Below are 24,540 nucleotides of genomic sequence, written 5' to 3' on the forward strand. Positions count from 1 at the left end.
AAACCTTGAGCGGAAAGTCGGGCGACAGGCTGGCTGCCGCCCGGCAATCTTACTCTGCGGCCTGTGCCAGATCGTCGTCGTCGGGCTCTTCGATCGAGGAGAGTTCGACGTTGAGGCCCAGCGAGCGCATTTCCTTGACGAGCACGTTGAAGCTTTCGGGAATGCCGGCCTCGAAGGTGTCGTCGCCCTTGACGATCGCCTCGTAGACCTTGGTCCGGCCGACAACGTCGTCGGACTTGACCGTGAGCATTTCCTGCAGCGTGTACGCCGCGCCATAGGCCTGGAGCGCCCAGACCTCCATTTCCCCGAAGCGCTGGCCACCGAACTGGGCCTTGCCGCCCAGCGGCTGCTGGGTGACGAGGCTGTAGGGCCCGATCGAACGCGCGTGGATCTTGTCGTCGACCAAGTGGTGCAGCTTGAGCATATAGATGATGCCCACGGTGACCTTGCGGTCGAACGCCTCACCCGTGCGGCCGTCGTACAGCGTCGACTGGCCCGAAGTATCGAGACCCGCCATCGTCAGCATCGCCGACACGTCGGCTTCGCGCGCGCCGTCGAACACAGGCGTGCCCATCGGCACACCGGCCTTCAGGTTTTCGGCCAGCTCGATGATCTCGGCATCGTTGCGCGCCGCGATCTCCTCACGATAGTTCTCGCCATAGATCTCGTGCAGCTTTTCCACGATGACCGAGGGCGGAGCCGCCGTTTCGGGGTTCGGGTTGGCATGGCGCCAATCCTCGAGCGCGTGCTTGATCTGCTGACCCAGCCCGCGGGCGGCCCAGCCAAGGTGCGTTTCGAAGATCTGCCCGACGTTCATGCGCGAAGGCACACCCAGCGGGTTGAGCACGATGTCGACGTGGGTGCCGTCCGCCAGGAACGGCATGTCCTCGATCGGCAGGATGCGCGAGATGACGCCCTTGTTGCCGTGACGGCCGGCCATCTTGTCGCCCGGCTGCAGCTTGCGCTTCACCGCGACGAAGACCTTGACCATCTTGAGCACGCCGGGCGCCAGTTCGTCGCCGCGTTCGAGCTTCTCCTTGCGGTCCTCGAACTTCTCCTGGATCGCCTTGACGGTCGCGTCGTACTGCGCCTTGACCGCTTCCAGCTGCTGCTGGCGCGCATCGTCGGCCACCGCGAACTTCCACCATTCGTGGCGTTCGACATCGGCCAGCACCTGCTCGTCGATCTCGACACCCTTCTTGACGCCCTTCGGACCGGCCGCGGTAACCTGACCCAGCAGCATGTCGCGCAGGCGGTTGAAAGTGGCACGGTTCAGAATGCCGCGTTCGTCCTCACGGTCCTTGGCGAGGCGTTCGATTTCCTCGTTCTGGATCGCGCGGGTACGGTCGTCGATCTCGATACCGTGACGGTTGAACACGCGCACTTCGACGATCGTGCCCGAAACGCCCGGCGGCAGACGCAGCGAGGTGTCGCGCACGTCGCTCGCCTTTTCGCCGAAGATCGCGCGCAGCAGCTTTTCTTCGGGCGTCATCGGCGATTCGCCCTTGGGCGTGATCTTGCCGACGAGGATGTCACCGGGGTGCACTTCGGCGCCGATGTAGACGATGCCCGCTTCGTCGAGGTTGCGCAGGGCTTCCTCGCCGACGTTGGGAATGTCGCGGGTGATGTCTTCCGGCCCGAGCTTGGTGTCGCGAGCCATGACCTCGAACTCCTCGATGTGGATCGAGGTGAACACGTCATCCTTCACGATCCGTTCCGAGATCAGGATCGAGTCTTCGTAGTTGTAGCCATTCCACGGCATAAACGCGACGAGGGTGTTGCGACCCAGCGCCAATTCGCCCAGCTCGGTCGAAGGACCGTCGGCGATGATGTCACCCGGATCGACCACGTCGCCCACCTTCACCAGCGGACGCTGGTTGATGCAGGTGTTCTGGTTCGAACGCTGGAACTTCTGCAGCGTGTAGATGTCGACGCCCGACTGGCCGGCCTCGATATCACCCGATGCGCGGATCACGATGCGGGTGGCGTCGACCTGATCGACGATGCCGCCGCGCAGTGCCGCGATCGCAGCGCCCGAATCGCGCGCCACGGTCTCTTCCATGCCGGTGCCCACGAACGGAGCATCGGCCTTGACCAGCGGCACCGCCTGGCGCTGCATGTTCGAGCCCATCAACGCGCGGTTGGCGTCGTCGTTTTCCAGGAACGGAATCAGCGAGGCCGCGACCGAGACGAGCTGCTTGGGGCTGACGTCCATCAGCGTCACGCTGTCGCGCGGCGCCATCACGAATTCGCCGTTCTGGCGGGCCGAGACGAGTTCCTCGGCGAATGAGCCGTCCTCAGTGGTTTCGGCCGAAGCCTGCGCCACGGTATGCTTCTGCTCTTCCATCGCCGACAGATAGACCACATCCTTGGTCACCTTGCCGTCGATCACCTTGCGGTACGGGGTTTCGATGAAGCCGTACTTGTTGACGCGGGCGAAGGTCGACAGCGAGTTGATCAGACCGATGTTCGGGCCTTCCGGCGTTTCGATCGGGCAGATGCGGCCATAGTGGGTGGGGTGAACGTCGCGCACTTCGAAACCTGCACGCTCACGCGTCAGACCGCCCGGCCCGAGCGCCGAAACGCGACGCTTGTGCGTCACTTCGGACAGCGGGTTGGTCTGGTCCATGAACTGCGACAGCTGCGAGGAGCCGAAGAATTCGCGCACCGCAGCCACGGCCGGCTTGGCGTTGATCAGGTCGTTGGGCATGACGGTCGAGACGTCGACCGACGACATGCGCTCCTTCACCGCGCGTTCCATGCGCAGCAGGCCGACGCGGTACTGGTTTTCCAGCAGTTCGCCGACTGAGCGCACACGGCGGTTGCCGAGGTTGTCGATATCGTCGACTTCGCCCTTGCCGTCCTTCAGGTTCACCAGTTCCTTGACCACGGCAAGGATATCCTCGGTGCGCAAGGTGGTGATGGTATCCGCCGCATCGAGGCTGAGACGCATGTTGAGCTTGACGCGGCCGACCGCCGACAGGTCATAACGGTCGGGATCGAAGAACAGGCCATCGAACAGCGCCTCGGCGGTTTCGCGCGTCGGCGGCTCGCCCGGGCGCATGACGCGATAGATATCGGCCAGCGCATGGTCGCGATCCTCGGCCTTGTCGGCCTTCAGCGTGTTGCGGATCCACGGACCGATGCCGACATGGTCGATGTCGAGCAGTTCGAGACGGTCGACGCCCGAACGGTCGATGGCATCGAGGTTTTCCGGCGTGACTTCGTCGCCAGCCTCGATCCAGATGCGACCGGTCGATTCGTCGATCAGATCCTTGGCCGAATAACGGCCGAAGATTTCCTCGGTCGGGATCAGCAGTTCCTGCAGACCGTCCTTGGCTGCCTTGTTGGCGGCACGCGGGCTGATCTTGGTGCCGGCCGGGAAGATCACTTCACCCGAACGCGCATCGACGATGTCGAAGGTCGGCTTGACGCCGCGCCATTGGTCGAGCGTGAACGGCACGCGCCAGCCGCCATCGCCGCGCGCCCACACAACCTTGTCATAGAAATGGTCGAGGATCTGTTCGTCCTGCAGGCCCAGCGCGTGCAGCAGCGCGGTGACCGGCAGCTTGCGCTTGCGGTCGATGCGGACGTTGACGATGTCCTTGGCGTCGAATTCGAAGTCGAGCCACGAACCGCGATACGGAATCACCCGCGCCGCGAACAAGTACTTGCCCGAAGAGTGCGTTTTGCCGCGATCGTGGTCGAACAGCACGCCCGGCGAACGGTGCATCTGCGACACGATCACGCGCTCGGTGCCGTTGATGAAGAACGTGCCGTTATCGGTCATGAGCGGGATATCGCCCATGTAGACGTCCTGCTCCTTGATATCGATGAGCGACTTGGTCTCGGTCTCGCTGTCGACTTCAAAGGTCGCCAGCTTGAGCGTGACCTTCATCGGCGCGGCATAGGTGATGCCACGCTGACGGCATTCGTTCACGTCGTACTTGGGCGCTTCAAGGACGTAGCCGTCGCGCTCCTTGATATCCAACGAGGCGGTTCCGGCGAAATCCTGGATCGGGAACACCGATCGCAGCGTCTTTTCCAGACCCGAAACGTAGCCGGTGGCGGGATCGGAGCGGAGGAACTGCTCGTACGATTCGCGCTGCACTTCGATCAGGTTGGGCATCTGCACGACTTCGTGGATGTCACCGAAGATCTTGCGGATACGCTTCTTCACGCCGGGGCGTGCGGGGGCTTTGGATGCCATGGAGGGAGCTTGCCTCTTGTCTAGTCCGATGCCGGAAAACCGGCGGAAATTCTGCCACGCGCGGCGTGTGGCGCCATCAAACACGAAAAGGCCGCATGGCACGACACTCCGATTTCGGAGTACCCTTGCCCGCAGCCTTGCGTCAGATGGATGATCCGAAGCTTCCTTCCTGAGCTATCCCCCGCGCATGGGAAAGCCTTGCTCGAAGCAACGAACTTGTCCGCCATATAGGCACGCCGCCGCCAAAAGTCAAAGCATGGCTGGTGCCATCCCGATCCAGTTGCACCCAAACTGGATGGGACATCGAATGCCTTATCGTTTTGCGATATTATTGATTGACGATATGTCGGCGCGCACTTATTGAATGTCGATATGACGCATATCGGAGAACGATCAATGATTCGTCCCACTCGCTCCATCGGGAACCACCTTGTGCGGATCATCGGCGCATTCGCCCTGCTGCTGCCGGCCACCGCCTGTTCGCCGCTGACGGCCGACGCGCACGATTACACCCCGCACTACCAACCACCGCTTGCCTGACAATCCCAGTTTACCGGAGATCTTGCCATGACGTTACGCCCACGCGATCCGCTGCTGCTGGCAGCCAGGGTCGTCACCCTCATCGGCATGAGCCTTGCCGCGCTGGTTGCCAGCGTGACGTTCATCGCGACGCCGGCCGTCGTGGTGATGCGCGACATGATCCTGCGCGAACTGGCCGCAAACGGCGACTGCGCCGCGCTATCAGCTTCCACCCCCTACGCCATAGCCCTGATCCTGCTGCTGATTTCGGCGATGGCGACTTGCGCCTTCCTGTTCCAGCGCCACTTGCTGCGCATTATCGACAGCGTCGGGCAGGGCGACCCGTTCCGGCCGGACAACGCCATCAGGCTGGCGGCAATGGGCTGGCTGACGCTGGCGATCGAAGCCCTTTCGGCACCGGTTTGCGCCATCGGCCAATGGGTTGCCGGGCAAGTGCAGGATGCCACTTCCGAATTCGGCATCGACATGAGCGGCGTGCTGCTGGCCCTGATCCTGTTCGTGCTGGCCCGCGTGTTCCGCGAAGGCGCGCGGATGCGCGAAGACCTTGAAGGGACCGTGTGATGCCCGTGTTCGTCAAACTCGACGCGCTGCTGCACGACCGGCGCATGACCATGACCGAACTGGCCGAGCGGATCGACCTCACGCTTGCCAACCTGTCGATCCTCAAGACCGGCAAGGCCAAGGCGATCCGCTTCGCCACGCTCGAGGCGATCTGTCGCGAACTCGATTGCCAGCCGGGCGATGTGCTCGGTTATCGCGAAACGGCGCCGGAATCGGACGACGAAAGCCGCTGAGCGCTTGACTCCAGCTTTGCCAATGCTAATGGCGCGCCCTGATCGACGGGCTCGCCCGCCGCTCATCCGTCCAAGACCGCTGGCGCAGGCTTCCTGCTTAATCGTCCAGCCTAGACGGGGAAAAGAGTTTACGGGGTTCGCCCCGACTGGCCCGAAGGTTCCATTCTCGGAACGTGCGGTGCCCTTGGCGCTCCTGCAGCGCAAACCTCCTTCCCTTGTCGCAACGGACCCGCCCGTGCCCTTTACCGGGTGCGGACAAACGTAGCCGGCTGTCATGGTTCGCCAGGACAGCCATTGTGAAGGAGTAAGGCATGGATCGTTCGCAAAAAGCCGATTCGGTCGCCTACCTCAACGGCGTGTTTTCCGAGGCCGGCGCGGTGATCATCACCCGCAACCTCGGCCTGACGGTGGCGCAAACCACTGTTCTGCGTAACAAGATCCGTGAAGTTGGTGCGACCTACAAGGTTGCGAAGAACAGTCTTGCCAAGCTTGCCGTCGCAGGCACCGATTACGAAGGTCTGGGTGATTTCTTCACCGGGCCGACCGCGATCGCTGCCTCGGTCGACCCGGTGGCTGCCGCCAAGGCAATCGTCGAGTTCGCCAAGACCACCGACAAGATCGAAATCGTCGGCGGTTCCATGGGGACGCAGGTTCTGAACGCGGATGGTGTCAAGGCTCTCGCCTCGATGCCCTCGCTCGACGAACTGCGCGGCACGCTCATCGGCCTCATTCAGGCTCCGGCGACGAAGCTCGCCCAGCTCGCAACCGCTCCGGCGGCCAAGCTGGCGCGCGTCTTCTCCGCTTATGCCGAGAAAGAAGCCGCATAAGACTGTTTGTTTTCCGCCGGGCCGTTGAACGGCCGGGCACCACACCATCTGGAGTGATATATCATGGCTGACATCGCCAATCTCGTTGCCGAACTGTCGAAGCTGACCGTTCTTGAAGCCGCTGACCTTGCCAAGGCTCTGGAAGAAGCATGGGGCGTTTCTGCCGCTGCTGCCGTTGCCGTGGCTGCTGCTCCGGCCGCTGCTGCCGAAGCCGTTGAAGAAAAGACCGAATTCGACGTCATCCTGACGGGCGACGGCGGCAAGAAGATCCAGGTCATCAAGGAAGTCCGTGCGATCACCGCGCTGGGCCTGACCGAAGCCAAGACCCTCGTGGAATCGGCTCCCAAGGCGATCAAGGAAGGCATCTCGAAGGCTGAAGCCGAAGAGATCAAGGCCAAGGTCGAAGCCGCTGGCGGCACCGTCGAAATCAAGTAATTCGACGCGATCGGGTCATGTGCTGCGGGGCAACCCGCAGCGCCTGAAGATCAGGAAAGGGCGGCTCCATCCGGGGCCGCCCTTTTCGTTTCAGGAAAAGATCTGGTTCAGGAAAAGACCGCGCCCGCGTTCTCCGGCGTCCTGACCGGCGGCAGGGCAAAGGCAAACAGCGCGGCGCCCACCGCACTGACTGCGGCGCACAGGGCAAAAGCGCCGCCGAAGCTGCCCGTGATATCGACGATCAACCCCGTCACGACCGGGCCGATGATGCCCGAAAGGCTGCCGATCGCGTTCTGGATGCCGATCCAGCTCGCCGCGCGCCCAGGCCCGGCATACAACTGCCCCATCGCATAGACCATCGTCGGCAGGCAGCCGAGGAACACCCCGGTTACCAGCAAGGCCGCAAGCAACCCGCCCGCATTTGGGGCAAGCGCCACCGCAATCACCGCCAGTGCCGATCCGGCAAGGCCGATGACGCTCAAGCCCCGGCGGACCGCGCCTTCATCGCGACCCTTGCGCACCAAGGCGTCGGACAGGTAGCCCCAGCCGAGCGATGCGAGCGCCTGCATCGCATAGGTCAGCCCGGCGTAGAGCGCCATCGTACCGATCGGCAGCCCGCGGCTCTTGACCAGATAGAGCGGTAGCCAGGTCGACACGAAGAAGAAGCCATAGTTGGCGCAGGCGTGGCACAGCCCCATCAGCCAAAGCGCCGGGTTGCGCAGCAAGGCGACGTAGCCGCCAGCCACAGCCGTGCTACGCTGCGCGACCACTGGCAAGCGGCGCGTGACCAGCAACCACGGCACCAGCCACAGCAGCGTTGCGGCGCCCGAGATCACGAACACGGCGCGCCATCCCGCTTGCGCCAGAATCGCGCCCCCGGCCAGCGTCCCCGCCGCCGGCCCCAATGCGAGGCCGACCGCAACGACCGCATTGGCCATCCCGCGACGGGCCGCCGGAACGTGCCCGGCAATCAGCTTGGACACGCATGGGAACAGAAAGCCCTCGCCAAGCCCGAGCACCAGCCGCAACCCGACCAGTCCGCCAAGTCCGGTCGCATGGCCAGTGAGCAGTGTCGCCAATGCCCACAAGGCAACCCCACCCGCCAGCACCAGCGCCGCCGACCAGCGGTCCGCCAACCAGCCGAGCAGCGGTTGCAGGGGGCCATACGTCCAGAAGAACGCCGACACCGCGATGCCGAACGCGGTGGCCGACAGGCCAAGATCCTGCTTCATCAATGGCGCCGCTACGCCGATTGCCCCGCGATCGACGAAGTTGAGCAAGACCGCGATCGCCAGCAATGCGACCAGTCCGGTCGCCTGAAACCGCTTTTCCCCCGCCACCGATTTGCCGTCGTTCAACGCTGTGCCCCCTGCTGTTCGCGCTGCCGACAATAACAAGCATACCGTGGAACGGAACCGCAAAGCCTGCTGACTACCAAGGCTGCGCTTTCCTTCGCCCCGTTCGGCCCCTATGGCGCACACTCGCCGCAAGAAAAGGCCGTCCCGTCGTGTTCGAGAATCCCCCCGGCAGCTGGCGCGAGGAACTGCGCGCAACGCTGCGCCTCGCCACCCCGCTGGTCGGCGCCAACCTGCTGCAAATGATGGTCTTTGCGCTCGATGTGGTGTTCGTGGCGCGGCTGGGGCCCGAGGCGCTGGCCGCCTCATCGCTGGCGGTGGCGCTGTTCGGGCTGCTGATCTGGAGCCTGACCGGGCTGGTCGGCGCCGCCTCGCCGCTGATCGCCGCCGAACTCGGCCGCCGGGCGCATGCCGTGCGTGAAGTGCGCCGCACCGTGCGCATGGCGGCATGGGCAGGCCTTGCCGCAGCGTGGGTGGTGATCGGCGTATGCAGTCTGGGCGGACCGTTGATGCGCCTGACCGGCCAGCACGAAGCGGTGATCGTGCGCGCGGTGCCGTTCCTGCAGATCTTGATGTGGGCGGTGTTCCCGATGATTCTGGCCGCGCTGTTGCGCACGGTCATCGCCACGCTCGGCCGCCCCGGTGTCGGTACCGCGGTGACCGCGCTGGGTGTCGCGGTCAATGCGCTGGGCAACTGGACCTTCGTGTTCGGCCACCTTGGCATGCCGGCGATGGGCCTTGCCGGCTCGGCCATGTCGAGCGTGGTCACCAGCACCGCCATGCTGGCCGCTTATATCGTGGTCATCTGGCGCGACCGTCGGCTGCGGCGCTATCACTTGTTCGGCAAGTGGTGGAAGCCGCACTGGACGCGGCTGGCCGATGTCTTGCGTATCGGCTTGCCGATCTGCGCCACGATCGTGGCCGAGGCCGGACTGTTCAACGGCGCCGCCTTTCTGATGGGACGCATCGGCGAGCAGGAACTGGCCGCCCACGCCATGGCGCTGCAATTTGCCGCAATGTCATTCCAGGTGCCGTTCGGGATTGCGCAGGCCGCCACCATCCGCGTCGGCCTTGCCTATGGTGCGCGCGACAACGCCGCGATCACCCGCGCAGGGTGGCTGGCGCTGGCGCTGGGCGTCGGCTTCATGGCGGCCACCGCGCTGATCATGCTGTTTGCGCCAGGACTGATCCTGTCGCTCTACATGGACCCGCACGATCCGGCCAACGCGCGCGTGGTCGCCTTCGCCCTGCAGTTCATGATGGTGGCAGCCGCATTCCAGTTGTTCGACGGCGCGCAGGCGGTTGGACAGGGCGTGCTGCGCGGGCTGCAGGATGCGCGGGTGCCGATGGCCATCGCGATCTTCGGTTACTGGGTGCCCGGCCTCGGCAGTTCGATCGTGCTGGGGTTGTACACCCCGCTTGGCGGTGTGGGGGTGTGGATCGGGCTGCTTGTCGGGCTGGTGGTCGTCGCCGCGCTGGTGCTGTGGCGCTGGAGCGCGCGGGGGCGGCTGGGACTGCTGCCCGTCTGACCTGCACACCCGACTGGCGCTGCGGACCAGAGCGGTGAAAATTTTCTGATAGCCCTGCCTTGACGCTGTCATGTGCGGTGACCATATCCGCCTCGCTGGCACTCACCCATGGAGAGTGCCAAGCAAAAATTCTGTCACCAACTGACTTATTGGAAGAGGGAGCAACCCCATGACTTTCCGTCCGCTGCACGACCGCGTGCTGGTACGCCGCGTCGAAGCCGAGGAAAAGACTGCCGGCGGGATCATCATCCCCGACAGCGCCAAGGAAAAGCCCGCCGAGGGTGAAATCGTTGCCGTTGGCACCGGTGCCCGCGCCGAAAACGGCACGATCACCCCGCTGGATGTCAAGGTTGGCGACCGCGTGCTGTTCGGCAAGTGGTCCGGCACCGAAGTCAAGGTCGGCGGCGAAGACCTGCTGATCATGAAGGAATCGGACATCCTGGGCGTGGTCGGCTGATCACCCGGATTTCCTGAATACTCATCTGATTTTCAAAGGAACACATCATGCCAGCCAAGGACGTAAAGTTCGGCCGTGACGCACGCGAACGCATTCTGCGCGGCGTCGACATCCTCGCCGACGCGGTGAAGGTCACGCTGGGCCCCAAGGGCCGCAACGTCGTGATCGACAAGAGCTTCGGCGCCCCCCGCATCACCAAGGACGGCGTTTCGGTCGCCAAGGAAATCGAACTCAAGGACAAGTTCGAGAACATGGGCGCCCAGATGCTGCGCGAAGTGGCATCGAAGGCCAACGACAAGGCCGGTGACGGCACCACCACCGCCACCGTGCTCGCACAGGCGATCGTTCGTGAAGGCATGACCTCGGTCGCCGCCGGCATGAACCCGATGGACCTGAAGCGCGGCATCGACATCGCCGTGACCAAGGTCGTCGAAGACCTCAAGGCGCGTTCGACCCCGGTTTCGGGTTCGTCGGAAATCGCCCAGGTCGGCATCATTTCGGCCAATGGCGACATCGAAGTCGGCCAGAAGATTGCCGAAGCGATGGAAAAGGTCGGCAAGGAAGGCGTGATCACCGTGGAAGAGGCCAAGGGCCTCGAATTCGAACTCGATGTCGTCGAAGGCATGCAGTTCGACCGCGGCTACCTGTCGCCCTACTTCATCACCAATCCGGAAAAGATGACGGTTGAACTCGACAACCCGTACATCCTGATCCACGAAAAGAAGCTGTCGTCGCTGCAGACGCTGCTGCCGATCCTCGAAGCCGTGGTGCAGTCGGGCCGTCCGCTGCTGATCATCGCCGAAGACATCGAAGGCGAAGCGCTGGCCACGCTGGTGGTCAACAAGCTGCGCGGCGGTTTGAAGATCGCTGCGGTCAAGGCACCGGGCTTCGGTGACCGTCGCAAGGCCATGCTGGGCGATATCGCCACGCTGACCGCTGGCGAGCTGATCTCCGAAGACCTCGGCATCAAGCTGGAAACCGTCACGCTCACCATGCTTGGTCAGGCCAAGAAGGTCACGATCGACAAGGATAACACCACGATCGTCGACGGCGCCGGTTCGGCTGACGAAATCAAGGGTCGCGTCGAACAGATCAAGGCCCAGATCGAAGTCACCACCAGCGACTATGACCGTGAAAAGCTGCAGGAACGTCTGGCCAAGCTGGCTGGCGGTGTTGCCGTGATCAAGGTCGGCGGCGCGACGGAAGTCGAAGTCAAGGAACGCAAGGACCGCGTTGACGACGCCCTGCACGCCACCCGCGCTGCGGTGGAAGAAGGCATCGTCCCCGGCGGCGGCACCGCGCTGCTCTATGCTACCAAGGCTCTCGAAGGGCTGAAGGGCGCGAACGACGACCAGACCAAGGGCATCGACATCGTGCGTCGCGCGATCCAGACCCCGCTGCGTCAGATCGCCCAGAACGCCGGTCATGACGGCGCCGTGGTCGCAGGCAACCTGCTGCGCGAAAACGACGAGAACCAGGGCTTCAACGCCTCGACCGACGTCTATGAAAACCTGAAGGCTGCCGGCGTGATCGACCCGACCAAGGTCGTGCGCACCGCGCTGCAGGACGCAGCATCGGTCTCGGGCCTGCTGATCACCACCGAAGCGGCGATCGCGGAACGTCCCGAAGACAAGCCTGCGATGCCCCCGATGGGTGGCGGCATGGGCGGCATGGGTGGCATGGACTTCTAAGTCCGGCCAACCAGCCAAACACGAAAACGGGGCCGGAGGGGAAACCTTCCGGCCCTTTTTCGTTTTGCATTTTCATGATGGAATCGCGTTGCCGCTCAGCCCCGGCTTCAGCCGCAGGTCAGAGCGAACGGCCCGCCCGTCCGGCCAGCTCGGTGATGAATTGCCACGCCACCCGGCCGGAGCGACTGCCGCGCCGCTTCGACCATTCCAGCGCCTCGCCCTGCTCCCAATCGAGCGCGTAATGCGCGGCATAGCCAGCGATGATCGCCAGATAATCGTCCTGCGGGCAATTGTGGAAACCAAGGCTGAGCCCGAAACGATCGGCCAGCGCCAACCGGTCATCCACCGCATCGCGCGGGTTGATCGGATCGTCCTGTTCGGACAAGTGCCGCTCGACGATGGCGCGGCGGTTCGAGGTCACCGCCAGACGCACATTGCCCGGGCGCGCCTCAACCCCGCCTTCCAGCCATGAACGCAGCTTTCGCGCGCCCTCGCTGTCGGCCGCATCGAAGCCAAGGTCATCCAGAAACACCAGAAAGCACCGGTCGATCCCGCGCAATACCGCAAACAGCGCAGCAAGGCCCGCATCGGGGCTGGCCTGCACGAGTGCGATGCGGCCGGGATGCACGGCCTGCGCATGGGCCGTGGCCGAACGCAGCAGGGCCGACTTGCCCATGCCCCGCGCGCCCCACAGCAGCATGTCATGCGCGGCAGCGCCAGCGGCAAGGCGCAGCACATTGCCGGTGACCGCCGCCTTCTGCGCATCGATCCCCCGCATCAGCGGCAGCGGTGGCGCATCAAGCACCGGCACCGCGCGCGCGTGCTGCCCCAGCCAGACATAAGCCGGATCGGCGCACCAGTCGGTTGTCGGCGCGGGCGGCGGCGCCAGTCGTTCAAGTGCCGCCGCAATGCGCCCCAGCACCTCGTCCGAAGCGCTCATCCCAGCAGCGCGGCCGTATCGAGTTCATAGACCAGCCCCGCCCCGGCCATCGCCGCCGCGCCCAGTCCGCGCGCTTCGGGGGCGATGGTGCGGTTGAAGAACTTGGTCACCGCGGTCTTGGCGGCATCGCCGGTCGCGCGAGCCTGCCGCGCAAGCTGCCATCCGGCCACGGCGACCGCCACCATCGTGGTGAAGGGCACGCTGCCGGCCAGCTTGTCGTCGAGCGTCGCATCCCCCGACGCCATCCAGTTGCCGATCGCTGCCGCATCCTTGGCCAGCGCGGTAATCTCGGGCACGTCGTCCATCTCGGTGATGATCTCGGCCAGCAGGGCCTGCAACACGCCGCCGTTGTCATAGCCCAGCTTGCGGGTGACGAAATCGGCGGCCTGAATGCCGTTGGTGCCTTCATAGATCGGTGCGATCCGTGCGTCGCGATAGTGTTGCGCCGCCCCGGTTTCCTCGACAAAGCCCATGCCGCCGTGGATCTGGATACCAAGGCTGGCCACCTCGATACCCGAATCGGTTGCCCAGGCCTTCAGCAATGGCACCAGCAATTCGGCCCGCTGCTGCGCGGCATGATTGCCCAGCGTGCCCCGGTCCACCTGCCCGGCGGTGTAATACAGCAAGGCACGCGACCCTTCGGTCAGCGCGCGCATCTTCAACAGCATGCGCCGCACATCCGGGTGCTCGATGATCGCCACCGGCGTCTTGTCGGGGCTGCTTGCGCGCGCCGACTGCACCCGGTCACGCGCATAGCCAAGCGCCTGCTGCAACGCGCGCTCGGCGATCTGCACGCCTTGCGAGCCAACGTTGATCCGCGCCGAATTCATCATCGTGAACATCGCGCGCAACCCACCATTCTCGTGGCCGACCATCTCGCCGATGCATTCGCCGTTGTCACCGAACGACAGCACGCACGTGGGCGACACGTTGATGCCGAGCTTATGCTCGATCGACACGCAGCGAATGTCGTTGGGTTCGCCCGGATTGCCAACGGCATCGAGATGGAACTTGGGCACGATGAACAGCGAGATCCCGCGCGAGCCTTCGGGCGCGCCGGGCGTGCGCGCCAGCACCAGATGGATGATGTTCTTCGCCAGATCATGCTGGCCCCAGGTAATGTAGATCTTGGTACCCGCGATGCGGTACTTGCCCGCGTGCGGCCCTTCGCTGATCGGGGTTGCAGTGGTGCGCAGCGCGCCCACGTCCGAACCGGCTTGCGGCTCGGTCAGGTTCATCGTTCCCGACCATTCGCCCGAGATCAGCTTGGGCAGATACGCGGCCTTCTGTGCCTCGCTGCCATGGTGGTCGAGCGCCTCGATCGCGCCGACCGTCAGGATCGGCAGCAGGGTGAAGCCCATGTTGGCAGCGCCCAGCGTTTCCAGCACGCAAGTGGCCAGCGTGAACGGCAGTCCCTGCCCGCCAAACGCTTGGGGCGCGGCGATCGAACTCCAGCCTTGCTCGACAAAGGCCTGATAGGCTTCGGCATACCCTGCTGGCACGTTGACTCGCCCGTCAGCCCATCGCGCGCCCTGTGTGTCCCCGATCCGGTTGAGCGGCGCCCATTCGCCGTCGGCAAAGGCGCCGATGCCCTCGGCAATGGCGCTGACCACATCGGGCGTGGCAGCGGCGAAACGCTCGGATTGCGCCAATTCGGCAATCCCGGCGTTGACGGTCATCGCCAGAATCTGGTCGGCGGTAGGGGCGGCAAACGTCATGTCTTGTTTTCCTTGGCAGGCCTCTGTCGCTGGCTATAGCGGCAAGCCATGCCAAAGCCAAAGCCCCCCGTTGGACACTTGCCGCAGGTTTGTACGGCCGAGCCCGCCGGAATCGCGCGCGCGGCCGAGGTGATCCTTGCCGGCGGTACGGTCGCGGTGCCCACCGAAACGGTCTATGGACTGGCGGCAAGAGCCGACGATGACGCCGCCGTGGCGGGGATCTATCGTGCCAAGGGCCGCCCCGATTTCAATCCGCTGATCGTTCACGTACCCGACCTTGCCACCGCGCAAGAACTGGCCATGTTCGATCCGCCCGCACTTGCGTTGGCGGAAGCATTCTGGCCCGGTCCGCTGACGCTGGTGCTGCCCCGCCGGGTCGGTGCCCGGCTTGCAGCGGCGGTAAGCGCCGGGTTGCCAACCGTTGCCTTGCGCTGCCCGGCACACCCGACGATGCAGGCTATGCTGCAGGCAGCAGCGCTGCCGCTGGCCGCGCCTTCGGCCAACCGCAGCGGCGGCGTCAGCCCGACCACGGCCGCCCACGTTGTCGGCTCATTGGGCGAGCGGGTGGATCTGGTCATCGATGGCGGCGAGACCGCGCGTGGTATCGAATCGACCATCGTCGCGGTGCGCCCGGACGGTGGCTGGCAGGTGCTGCGCCCCGGACCGATCACGCAAGCAGAAGTTGCCGCCGTGATCGGCGAGGCCAACGTCCTGGCGGCACCGGTGGACCGCATCGAAGCCCCCGGCCAGTTGTCGAGCCACTATGCGCCGGGCAAACCCGTGCGGCTTGATGCTGACGGTGCGATGCCGGACGAGTTCCACATCGGCTTCGGGGCGATAAAGGGCGATGTCTCGCTGTCGGCAAGCGGCGACCTCGCCGAGGCTGCCGCACGGCTCTACGCCTGCCTTCACGCTGGCGCAGCGGCCGAACAGCCACGTATCGCCGTGGCCCCGATCCCACAGACCGGCATCGGGGTTGCCATCAACGACCGGTTGGGGCGCGCCGCAGCCTGACAACGGGCTTGGCAGGCATTCAGCGTCGGAAAATCAGGGTGTGCAGACCAGTTTGCCCGAGCCCATCGCCGAAACCTTGCAGGTGGCGCGGCCCTTCACCCGAACCTCGCCCGAGCCCATGATATTGGCCTCAACCGCGCCGTCCGATGCAAAGCTGGCGCGGCCCGAGCCGGCCACGTCGACCTTGGCCGATCCGGCTCCCAGTCCATCCATCTTTGCCTCGCCGCTGCCGGCCAGCGTCAGCTTGAGCGAATCGACCTTGCCCCCGGCCTGCAACGTGCCCGAGCCAAGCACTTCGACGGCCAGATTGGCCGCTTCGATGCGGGGAGCATGGACCGTGCCCGACCCTGCGATGGTGATTCCGGCCTTGTCGCCCCGAACCTTGTCGGCATCAATCGTGCCCGATCCGGCAAGGATCAACCGTTGGGTCGACGGAACCGTCACCGTGACGTTGGCCACCGCATCGCTGCTCCACGCATTGTCCTTGCGCCCGATGCCGAGCTTGCCGTCGCGCAGCACGAAACGCAGTCGGTCCTTCACCGCCGGGTCACCATCGACGCTGATGGCCAGCCGCTCGCCGGTCACCACGTGGACGTTGTCCGGCCCCAACAAAGTGATTTCCGGCGCGGCATTGCCGGACAGATCAAGGTCCGCCAACGGCACGCCGCGCTGGCCGCCGATCGTCAGTCCTTCCGCATTGCAGCCCGTCAGCGAGAGGGCCAGTCCCAGCGTTGCGATACTGCCGAATGCGCGAATGAGGTGCTTCACCATGTCGATATCCCCCTGCAACTGAGCATGGGCCGATGATAGATCGAGACGGTGTCGCGCACCATGTCGTTGGCCGAAATGCACGAGCGGTTGGTGGAGCCATGGCGAGCGTCTGTCGGATTGCCCCCCGGACGGCCAATCGCGTAGCAAAAAGGGGCCGCCATCAGCACGATGGCGGCCCCTTTTTTGCAATCCTTCAGCAGATCAGGTCTGCGTCAGACGGCTTCGTAATACTTCGGCGCATGCTCGTTGAGGATCGCAAGGATCTTCTTCAAGGCTGACGGCTCATCGGTCTTTTCCATGGCCGCCAATTCCCGCGCGAGGCGCGAGGAGGCCGCTTCGAAGATCTGCCGTTCCGAATAGGACTGTTCCGGCTGGTCGTCGGCGCGGAACAGGTCGCGCGTCACTTCGGCAATCGAGACGAGATCACCCGAGTTGATCTTGGCTTCGTATTCCTGGGCACGACGCGACCACATGGTGCGCTTGACCTTGGGCTTGCCCTTGAGCGTGTCGAGTGCTTCACGCAGCGTCTTGTCCGACGACAGCTTGCGCATGCCGATGGCTTCGACCTTGTTGACCGGGACGCGCAGCGTCATCCGTTCCTTTTCGAAGCGAAGAACGTAAAGTTCCAGCTTCATTCCAGCGATTTCTTCGTTCTGCAGTTCGACTACCCGGCCCACACCGTGCTTCGGATAGACGACATAATCCCCAACATCGAAGGCAAGAGCCTTGGCTGCCATTGCATATCCTTTCGACGCAGGCAGGAACAGACAGGGGATCGGGCAGGGTACGCCCTGCGAAGGGAAATCCGGGCCCTTTGGGGAGAGGTCCGGCAAACGACCGACGTTGATGCGGTCGGCGAGCCCTGCGATCCGTTTGCCGTGTGTCCTGCCTTACTCGTGTTGCAACACGCCGGACAGGAGGAAACACAAGCCCGACGCTTGTGACTCGATATAGCAGCAGTGTAACAAAATTACCAGACCCAGCCGGCTACACAAACGCGCAATTTTACCCGAATCTGCACGGATTCGGGGGTAAAGTCGCAAGTCTGATCGCTTGCCCCGGCCAAATGCCAAGGCAGGTCACGGCCAGCGAACCGGCCAATGACCATCCGAATCGGTCAATTTCGCCCGATCAGTCGCCCTCGCCCGGTTCAGCCGAGAAGTACTTGTCGAACTTGCCATCCTCGCCCTTGTGCTCGTCGGCATCGGCCGGCGCGTCCTTCTTGGCGGTGATGTTGGGCCATTCGGCCGAGAACTTGGCGTTCAGTTCAAGCCACTGCTCAAGACCGCTTTCCGTGTCGGGCAGGATCGCTTCAGCGGGGCATTCAGGCTCGCAAACGCCGCAGTCGATGCACTCGCTGGGGTTGATCACGAGCATGTTTTCGCCCTCGTAGAAGCAATCGACCGGGCACACTTCGACACAGTCCATGAACTTGCAGCGAATGCAGGCTTCGGTGACGACGTAGGTCATGGCTCGATCACTTCCTCATGGGTCTGTTTGCGGGCTTGCTAGAGGCGGTTGGGCGCCCACGTCAAGCACCCGATAACAGCCTTGCGCTTCGGGGGCAGGTCCGCGCCGGGTCGGAAGCGCCACAATCTCGATCACCTTCACGCCCGAACGCATCGGCAGAACCAGCAGATCGCCCGCTTTGATCGCAGTGCTGGCGCGTTCGATCCGGCGGCCGTTGAGCCGGATGTGACCGCTGCCGACCCATTCCTGCGCAAAGCTGCGGCTGGCCGCGAGCCGCAGGAACCACAGCAGCTTGTCGATCCGCATCAGCGAATCAGTTCCGCCAGTGCGGCGAATGCGCCACTGGCTGGCACGGCGGGCCGAGCTTGCGGCGGCGCAACAAGGGCACGCGGGGCACGCCAGTCCCACAGCGGCGGTGCCAGTGGCCCGAATGCCCCTTCGGGCAGGGACAGCGGCATGTGCACCCGAAACCCGGCAAGGCGCATCAGAGCGGCGTAAGACGCCGTGCCAAGCCCCATCGAGCGCGCTACGGCGGGATCGAGAAACACCAGCCGCGCCGTGGCCGACAGCCGCTTGTGATGGGCGTCGCGCACCAGCCGGTCGGCCTGATCGACACGCAGCGCCTGCACACCAAGGCGCCGGTAGCCTGCGGGCGCCGACTTGCCGTCCACTACCGGCGGGAGATGGGCTGGCGGCGCGACGTGCGCGATGCCGCGCAGTGTGGCAAAACGGCTCCATAACCCCATCGCCGCCGGGCGCAGGGCGGCGGGCAGGAACACGTCGAGCGGCCCGATCCTGATCCCCAGCCGCCGCAAGGCATCACGCTGGCGCGGATCAAGCCGCTCCAGACCGGCCGCTTCGCGCGGCAAGGCACCGCCTGCATCGACCAGTTGCAGAAGCAGGGCGCGCAACGCCGGTCCCGAATCCTCCGCTCGCCCGATTTCGGCCAGCTTGCGCAAAGGGGCGAGCGGCCTCGCCCCATGCCGTGCCAGCCAGCCGGAAATCGCAGTGATCAGGTCGGCCCGGTCGCGCGTCGACAGCCGATCGAGCCCTGGATCCAGCCGCACCTTGGGTTCGAGCAGCGTCTTGCCCGGCTCAAGCCGCGCCACGACCGAACCGCGCCAGACGATTCCCCGATCCTCAAGCGCGAATCCATCAGCCAGTGCAGCGGCGGCAACCAGTTCGGCGGCGCGGCGCGCCAGCACGCCCGGCAAATGCCGCTCGGCCGCCGCCAGCAGCAGCTTGCGGTCCGCCGCGCGGGCGAGCGGATCGACCACGAAGCGAAAGCCATCGAGATGGCCGATCGGTTCGTCATCGACCAGCACCGCACCGCTGTCGTTCACCCGAACCGGCAGCAACGCCGCATCACCCCCGGCCTTGCGCATCAGCACGGTGGTGCGCCGGTTGACGAAGCGTTCGGTCAGGCGAGCGTGGAGCGCGTCGGACAGCCGCGCCTCCACCGCGCGGGCGCGCGCGGCCATTTCCTCGCGCGCCAGCACCCAGTCGGGCCGCTGCGCGATATAGGCCCAGCTGCGGATGGCCGAGATGCGCCCCTGCAGCGTGTCGATGTCGCCCGAAGGATTGTCGAGCTGGGCGATCGCCTGCGCCACATAGTCGGTGCCCAGATAGCCATGGCGCAAATCCTGCCACAGCCGGGCGACGAAACGGGCGTGAGTTTCGGGCCCGTGCTGCCGGAAATCGGGCAGGGAGCAGGCCTGCCAGAAACGTCGCACTGCGCCATGCCCGCGCACCGATGAGGCGGTCTCAGGCTCTTCGGACAGCCGCTTGAGCACGGCAAGGTCGATCGCCTGCGGCGGCGTCGCCAGCCCATCGCGCGGCGGCGGACTTTCCAGATCGTCGATCAGTCGGGCCAGCGAATCGAAGCGCAAGTCCGCCTCACGCCAGAACAGCCGGGTCAGCGGGGCGAAGCGGTGCTCCTCGATCGCATAGACTTCATCGTCGGTGAATTCGGGATTGTGCGCGCCCAGCCCCGCCAGCGTGCCGAACGTCCCATCGCGCTGGTGGCGCCCCGCACGCCCGGCAATCTGCGCCATTTCCGCTGTGGTCAGCCGCCGGTGGCGGTGCCCGTCGTACTTGCTGAGCCCGGCAAAGGCGACGTGGGTGATGTCGAGGTTGAGCCCCATGCCGATGGCATCGGTCGCAACCAGGTAATCGACCTCGCCCGCCTGATACATCGCTACCTGGGCATTGCGGGTTTGGGGTGAAAGCGCGCCCATCACCACCGCCGCCCCGCCGCGAAAACGCCGCAGCATCTCGGCCATGGCATAGACCTGCTCGGCGCTGAAGGCGACAATGGCGCTGCGCGGGGGAATGCGGCTGAGCTTTTTCGCGCCGGCATGGCTGAGCGTGGAGAAGCGCGGCCGCGAGACGATCTCTGCCTCGGGCACCAGAGCCTTGATCATGGGTTCCAGCGTGGCCGAGCCGAGCAGCATCGTCTCTTCCCGCCCGCGGGTATGCAGCAAGCGGTCGGTGAACACGTGGCCGCGTTCGGGGTCGGCGGAAAGTTGCGCTTCGTCGAGCGCCACGAATGCAAGATCGGGCCTGCTGGGCATCGCCTCGACCGTGCAGAGGTGCCAGCGCGCACCCTTGGGCTCGATCCGCTCCTCGCCGGTGATCAAGGCAACGTTCTGGGCACCCTTGATCGCGCAGACCCGGTCATAGACCTCACGCGCCAACAGCCTCAGCGGAAAGCCGATCGCCCCGCTCGAATGTGCACAGAGCCGCTCGATGGCGAGGTGCGTCTTGCCGGTGTTGGTGGGGCCAAGCACCGCCTTGACCGTGCTGCGGTCATCGCGAGCGTGCGCGTAGGGATGGTTGGCCATGCCCGGAAAAGTGGCGCGTGAAGGCGACGCAAACAAGAAGGCACCGGAGATTTATCCCCGGTGCCTTATGTTGTCAGAGAATCCCTTTCGGGAACTCAACCGTCGTAGTCGGCACCCAGCGAGGTGTTGCGCACCGGCGCTGCGGCGGTGATGCGCAGGGCTTCGGCAGACTGCGACAGCGAGCCGATGTCATCGACCACGTCGTCGTCATCAGGCAGCACGCGCTGCAGCGACTGCACGAGGTTTTCCTTGAGCACCACGGGGCGCACGGTTTCCTCGGCGATTTCGCGCAGGGCGACGACCGGGTTCTTGTCGCGGTCGCGATCGACGGTCAGTTCGGCACCGCCCGAGATCGAGCGGGCGCGCTCGGCAGCCAGCAGCACGAGATCGAAACGGTTGGGAACCTTGTCGACGCAATCTTCGACGGTAACGCGCGCCATGCGTTTACTCCGATAGGCAGGAATGGGTGAAAGACGGGCAGCTAGGCGCAGGGTGTGGAAAAGTCAAGTTTTGCGCAACCGCCGGATCACGCGTCCACTCACTCATCATCGTACGCCTGCGCCATCTGGTCGGGGGCAAGGTCGCTGAACCGGGTGATGCGCGCTTCGAAGCGCAGTCGCACCTTGCCGGTCGAACCGTGGCGCTGTTTGGCCACGATCAGTTCGGCAAGGCCATGAATGCGCTCCATTTCCTCGCGCCACTGGTTGTAGGCGGCTTCGACCGCCGCGCTGCTGCCATCCGAGGTCTTGGGTTCCTTCGACGCGTGGTAATAATCCTCGCGGAACACGAACCAGACCATGTCTGCGTCCTGTTCGATCGAGCCCGATTCGCGCAAGTCAGAGAGCATCGGCCGCTTGTCGTCACGCTGCTCCACCGCGCGGCTGAGCTGCGACAGCGCGATCACCGGCACCGACAGTTCCTTGGCCAGTGTTTTCAGACCACGGCTGATTTCCGAGATTTCGTTGACACGGTTGTCAGAGCGGCCCGAACCCTGCAGCAGTTGCAGGTAATCGACCACGATCAGGCCGATGTCGTGGCGCCGCTTCAAGCGCCGCGCGCGGGTGCGCAGCGCGCCGATGGTCAGCGCCGGAGTGTCGTCGATAAACAGCGGCAGTTCGGCCAGACGCTGGCTGGCAAAGGTCAGTTGCTGGAAATCCTCGCGGCTGATGCGGCCCATGCGCAGCGATTCGGAGCTGATGCCCGACTGTTCGGCCAGAATACGCGTGGCCAGCTGGTCGGCGCTCATTTCCAGGCTGAAGAAGGCGACCGCAGCCCCCACAGAATCCTTGCCGGGGATACCATCGGCCACGTCGCGGCGATAGCGATCGGCGGCGTTGAAGGCGATGTTGGTGACCAGCGAGGTCTTGCCCATGCCGGGACGCCCGGCGAGGATGATGAGGTCGGAATCGTGCAACCCGCCGATCTTCTCGTTGACCGAGGTCAGCCCGGTGGTCTTGCCCGAAATGTGGCCGCCCGACAGCAGCGCCTTTTCGATCATTTCCAGCGAAGCGCGGGTCGCTGCGGAAAAGCTTTGTGCCTCGCTGCCGGTCTGAGCGCCTTCGGCCACGGCGAACAGCGCGGCTTCGGCCTGCTCGACCTGCTTGAGCGGGGCGACCGATTCGCTGGTATCCATCGCACCCGACACCAGATTGCGCCCGACCGTGATCAGTTCGCGCAGCAGGGCCAGATCATAGATCTGCCCGGCCAGTTCGCGCGGGGCCAGCAGGCCCTGCCCGTCGGCCGTCAACCGCGCCAGATAGGCAGCCCCGCCCAGCGCCTTGAGATCCTCGTCCGCCTCGAAATAGGGCTTGAGCGTGACCGGGGTGACCACCGCCTTGCGATCGATCAGCGCCAGAACGCGCGTGAAGATGCGCCCATGGATCGGGGCGAAGAAGTGCTCGGGCTGAAGCGGGGTGGTCAGCTCCTCAAGAATGCGGTTGTCGATCAGCACCGCGCCAAGGAATGCGGCTTCGGCTTCGACGTTGGCGGGCAAGGCGCGAGGCGTTTCGGGATCGCGCGACAGGATGGCAGTTGCGGTGGACATCGCGCCATTGTGCCCGCCCCGGACGCCTGCGGCAAGCAAACGGGCCTGTGGATAGCGGGGAGCAAGTGCGAAAGGTTCGTCCAATCCGACCGATGGACCGACAGCACAGGGGTTGCAGGCGGCGTCTGGCTCTGCAACACAGGGTGCCTCATGGCGGAAGCGCGCATCTCGCATATCGAGCTGGACGAAGCGACCATCGTCTGGCGCAACGCGGATATCGAGCAAGAGCGCCGGATCGCGATCTTCGACCTTATCGAGGAAAACACCTTCAAGCCGCTGCGCGCGTTCGCAGCAGGGCATGAGGGGCCGTATCGCCTGCGCCTTTCGGTGGAGGACGGGCGGCTGGCGCTGGTGATCGCCGATGCCGACGGCGGCCCGCTGGAAACCATCGTGCTGGGTCTGGGACGGTTCCGCCGCCCGATTCGCGATTATTTCGCCATCTGCGATAGCTATTATCAGGCGATCCGCCGGGCCACCGCGCAAGAGATCGAGACGATCGACATGGCGCGGCGCGGTGTCCACAATGAAGCGGCCGATCTGCTGCTCGAACGACTCGACGGAAAAGTGGAAACCGACTTTGCCACCGCGCGGCGGCTCTTTACCCTGATCTGCGTGCTGCATATCAGGGGTTGAGAACAACTGCACTTGATCAGCGATTTCCGGGGCGCGATTCCATTCCATGAACAAGCAGGCCACAAGGCCCCGTGGGACGACCCGTGGGCCAACCCGTGGGGCACCTCCCCGCAGAACGGCGCAGCGGGCAACCCGCTGGCGGCTGGCTGCGGCCGCGCTGCTGGCGGTGCTGCTGGCCTCCGGCTTCGGCTGGTGGGAAGCGCGCAGCTGGATGCCCGATCGTGCGCGCTTTCCCGTTCAGGGCGCCTGGCTCGACACCACCAACGCGCCGGTCGACTGGCACATGCTGCGCGCGCGCGGCGCCGACTTCGTCTACCTGACGGCCAGCCAGGGCGCGACCAGCCGCGACCCGCTGTTTGCCGAAGGGCTGGACGCCGCGCGCGAACAGAAGCTGCAGGTGGGCGCGGTGCACGTCTATGACTTGTGCGCCCCGGCCGAGGCGCAGGCCGCAAACTTCGTCACCACCGTTCCGCGCGAAGCCGCGCTGCTGCCGCCCGCCATCGCCATCGACACGCGCCCGTCCTCGTGCATCGACCTGCCATCCGACGCCAAGCTGCAAAGCGAGTTGACCACATTCCTCAATCAGGTCGAACGCCACGTCGGCAAGCCGGCGATCCTGATGGTGTCGAGCGCGATCGAGGGCCGCTATCATCTGGCCGCCATGATCGACCGCAATTTGTGGGTGCGGCAGAACTGGCTGGAGCCGGGCTATGCCGGCCGCCCCTGGGTGATGTGGACCGCCACTGATGGCTTGCGCAGCGAAGGCCAGCCCGCACCATTGCGCTGGGTGGTGGTGCAGCCATGAGCGGCGCACCAGACCTTGACCGCGCAGCACTGCTGGCAGCAGCCCGTTTGGCCATGGACGCGGCATATGCCCCCTACTCCGGGTTTCATGTCGGTGCGGCGCTGCTGTTTGCCGATGGCACCATCCTGACCGGAAGCAATGTCGAGAACGCCAGCTACGGCCTGTCGCTATGCGCCGAAACCGTCGCCTGCGCGCAGGCCAGCCATGCCGGAAGGCGGGGCGGGCTGCTGGCCGTGGCGGTGATCGGCGGCAAGGATGGCGTTCCCGGTGCACCGCTCACCCCTTGCGGCCGGTGCCGACAGGTGCTCAACGAACTGGCAGCGCTTGGCGGGACCGATCCGCTGGTGCTGTGCGCCGGGGCGGATGACGTGGTCGAAATCCGGCTATCCACCCTCTTGCCGCATGCCTTCGGCCCGGCCAATCTGGCCTGAGCCCCATTCACACCGCATTTCTCCGGAGCACAA

General features: G+C 64.9%; 24 protein-coding genes. 12 read left to right on the forward strand and 12 right to left on the reverse strand.

Translation table 11 applies throughout. The features are described 5' to 3' along the window. Positions 1-49 precede the first annotated feature (49 nt). Positions 50-4,210 (reverse strand): DNA-directed RNA polymerase subunit beta, encoded by a 4,161-nt coding sequence (rpoB, locus tag LDN95_RS03135; RefSeq protein WP_226016163.1) that lies wholly within the window; start codon positions 4,208-4,210, stop codon positions 50-52. A gap of 396 nt (positions 4,211-4,606) precedes the next feature. Here rpoB and LDN95_RS03140 point away from each other — a divergent pair, with 396 nt between their 5' ends. From LDN95_RS03140 to rplL, 5 genes are all read left to right on the forward strand, one after another. Next, entirely contained in the window at positions 4,607-4,750 is a 144-nt protein-coding gene (locus LDN95_RS03140; protein ID WP_226016164.1) for a hypothetical protein, read from the forward strand. 27 nt (positions 4,751-4,777) lie between these two features. Further along, on the forward strand, positions 4,778-5,311 hold the full coding sequence (locus LDN95_RS03145) for a DUF2975 domain-containing protein (protein ID WP_226016165.1): 534 nt from the start codon (positions 4,778-4,780) through the stop codon (positions 5,309-5,311). Next, the gene (locus tag LDN95_RS03150; RefSeq protein ID WP_226016166.1) at positions 5,311-5,544 is read left to right on the forward strand and encodes a helix-turn-helix transcriptional regulator; all 234 of its coding nucleotides are present in this window, start codon (positions 5,311-5,313) and stop codon (positions 5,542-5,544) included. Before LDN95_RS03145 ends, LDN95_RS03150 begins: the two co-directional genes overlap by 1 nt. Before the next feature lie 311 nt (positions 5,545-5,855). Further along, a complete protein-coding gene (gene rplJ, locus LDN95_RS03155) occupies positions 5,856-6,371 on the forward strand; it encodes a 50S ribosomal protein L10 (RefSeq protein WP_226016167.1) in 516 nt (171 codons plus the stop codon). A gap of 63 nt (positions 6,372-6,434) precedes the next feature. Beyond that, positions 6,435-6,806 carry a 50S ribosomal protein L7/L12 gene (rplL, locus tag LDN95_RS03160; RefSeq protein WP_226016168.1) on the forward strand — a complete coding sequence of 124 codons (372 nt, stop codon included), beginning with the start codon at positions 6,435-6,437 and terminating at the stop codon, positions 6,804-6,806. Between the two features lie 107 nt (positions 6,807-6,913). Here the strand turns inward: rplL and LDN95_RS03165 are convergent, their stop codons facing one another. Continuing rightward, positions 6,914-8,164 carry an MFS transporter gene (locus tag LDN95_RS03165; protein WP_226016169.1) on the reverse strand — a complete coding sequence of 417 codons (1,251 nt, stop codon included), beginning with the start codon at positions 8,162-8,164 and terminating at the stop codon, positions 6,914-6,916. Positions 8,165-8,313: 149 nt separating this feature from the next. On the opposite strand from LDN95_RS03165, the gene LDN95_RS03170 reads away from it, so the two are divergent. From LDN95_RS03170 to groL, 3 genes are all read left to right on the forward strand, one after another. After that, on the forward strand, positions 8,314-9,690 hold the full coding sequence (locus tag LDN95_RS03170) for an MATE family efflux transporter (protein WP_226016170.1): 1,377 nt from the start codon (positions 8,314-8,316) through the stop codon (positions 9,688-9,690). Between the two features lie 169 nt (positions 9,691-9,859). After that, complete coding sequence (gene groES / locus LDN95_RS03175) at positions 9,860-10,147, forward strand: co-chaperone GroES (protein WP_226016171.1); 288 nt, start codon at positions 9,860-9,862, stop codon at positions 10,145-10,147. Positions 10,148-10,194: 47 nt separating this feature from the next. Next, positions 10,195-11,838, forward strand: a complete 1,644-nt coding sequence (gene groL / locus LDN95_RS03180) for a chaperonin GroEL (protein ID WP_226016172.1) — start codon at positions 10,195-10,197, stop codon at positions 11,836-11,838. Positions 11,839-11,956: 118 nt separating this feature from the next. Here the strand turns inward: groL and LDN95_RS03185 are convergent, their stop codons facing one another. Beyond that, a complete protein-coding gene (locus LDN95_RS03185; protein WP_226016173.1) occupies positions 11,957-12,778 on the reverse strand; it encodes a DUF815 domain-containing protein in 822 nt (273 codons plus the stop codon). Continuing rightward, positions 12,775-14,496, reverse strand: a complete 1,722-nt coding sequence (locus tag LDN95_RS03190) for an acyl-CoA dehydrogenase family protein (RefSeq protein WP_226016174.1) — start codon at positions 14,494-14,496, stop codon at positions 12,775-12,777. The genes LDN95_RS03185 and LDN95_RS03190 overlap by 4 nt, the downstream gene beginning before the upstream one ends. Positions 14,497-14,544: 48 nt before the next feature. Here LDN95_RS03190 and LDN95_RS03195 point away from each other — a divergent pair, with 48 nt between their 5' ends. Then, on the forward strand, positions 14,545-15,510 hold the full coding sequence (locus LDN95_RS03195) for an L-threonylcarbamoyladenylate synthase (RefSeq protein ID WP_226016175.1): 966 nt from the start codon (positions 14,545-14,547) through the stop codon (positions 15,508-15,510). A gap of 33 nt (positions 15,511-15,543) precedes the next feature. Here the strand turns inward: LDN95_RS03195 and LDN95_RS03200 are convergent, their stop codons facing one another. The 8 genes from LDN95_RS03200 to LDN95_RS03235 form a co-directional block, all read right to left on the reverse strand. Then, on the reverse strand, positions 15,544-16,281 hold the full coding sequence (locus LDN95_RS03200; protein ID WP_226016176.1) for a head GIN domain-containing protein: 738 nt from the start codon (positions 16,279-16,281) through the stop codon (positions 15,544-15,546). Beyond that, on the reverse strand, positions 16,275-16,442 hold the full coding sequence (locus LDN95_RS03205) for a hypothetical protein (RefSeq protein ID WP_226016177.1): 168 nt from the start codon (positions 16,440-16,442) through the stop codon (positions 16,275-16,277). Before LDN95_RS03205 ends, LDN95_RS03200 begins: the two co-directional genes overlap by 7 nt. Before the next feature lie 51 nt (positions 16,443-16,493). After that, positions 16,494-17,018 carry a CarD family transcriptional regulator gene (locus LDN95_RS03210; protein ID WP_226016178.1) on the reverse strand — a complete coding sequence of 175 codons (525 nt, stop codon included), beginning with the start codon at positions 17,016-17,018 and terminating at the stop codon, positions 16,494-16,496. A gap of 394 nt (positions 17,019-17,412) precedes the next feature. Continuing rightward, positions 17,413-17,751: a ferredoxin FdxA gene (gene fdxA, locus LDN95_RS03215; protein WP_226016179.1), complete on the reverse strand. Its 339-nt coding sequence runs from the start codon at positions 17,749-17,751 to the stop codon at positions 17,413-17,415. Positions 17,752-17,766: 15 nt separating this feature from the next. Continuing rightward, the gene (locus tag LDN95_RS03220) at positions 17,767-18,057 is read right to left on the reverse strand and encodes an RNA-binding S4 domain-containing protein (RefSeq protein WP_226016180.1); all 291 of its coding nucleotides are present in this window, start codon (positions 18,055-18,057) and stop codon (positions 17,767-17,769) included. Continuing rightward, a complete protein-coding gene (locus tag LDN95_RS03225; protein WP_226016181.1) occupies positions 18,057-20,594 on the reverse strand; it encodes a helicase-related protein in 2,538 nt (845 codons plus the stop codon). The genes LDN95_RS03220 and LDN95_RS03225 overlap by 1 nt, the downstream gene beginning before the upstream one ends. 95 nt (positions 20,595-20,689) lie before the next feature. Beyond that, complete coding sequence (rpoZ, locus tag LDN95_RS03230) at positions 20,690-21,034, reverse strand: DNA-directed RNA polymerase subunit omega (protein WP_226016182.1); 345 nt, start codon at positions 21,032-21,034, stop codon at positions 20,690-20,692. A gap of 98 nt (positions 21,035-21,132) precedes the next feature. Then, positions 21,133-22,638: a replicative DNA helicase gene (locus LDN95_RS03235; protein WP_226016183.1), complete on the reverse strand. Its 1,506-nt coding sequence runs from the start codon at positions 22,636-22,638 to the stop codon at positions 21,133-21,135. 150 nt (positions 22,639-22,788) lie between these two features. Here LDN95_RS03235 and LDN95_RS03240 point away from each other — a divergent pair, with 150 nt between their 5' ends. The 3 genes from LDN95_RS03240 to LDN95_RS03250 are packed head-to-tail and all read left to right on the forward strand — an operon-like array spanning position 22,789 to position 24,507. Further along, positions 22,789-23,271, forward strand: coding sequence for a UPF0262 family protein (locus tag LDN95_RS03240; RefSeq protein ID WP_226016184.1), 483 nt, complete (start codon positions 22,789-22,791; stop codon positions 23,269-23,271). 46 nt (positions 23,272-23,317) lie between these two features. Next, positions 23,318-24,076: a glycoside hydrolase family 25 protein gene (locus LDN95_RS03245; protein WP_226016185.1), complete on the forward strand. Its 759-nt coding sequence runs from the start codon at positions 23,318-23,320 to the stop codon at positions 24,074-24,076. Beyond that, on the forward strand, positions 24,073-24,507 hold the full coding sequence (locus LDN95_RS03250) for a cytidine deaminase (RefSeq protein WP_226016186.1): 435 nt from the start codon (positions 24,073-24,075) through the stop codon (positions 24,505-24,507). Before LDN95_RS03245 ends, LDN95_RS03250 begins: the two co-directional genes overlap by 4 nt. Positions 24,508-24,540: the final 33 nt, after the last annotated feature.

This window comes from Novosphingobium sp. FKTRR1 (assembly GCF_020404405.1).
In the GTDB taxonomy this organism is placed as follows: Bacteria; Pseudomonadota; Alphaproteobacteria; order Sphingomonadales; family Sphingomonadaceae; genus Novosphingobium.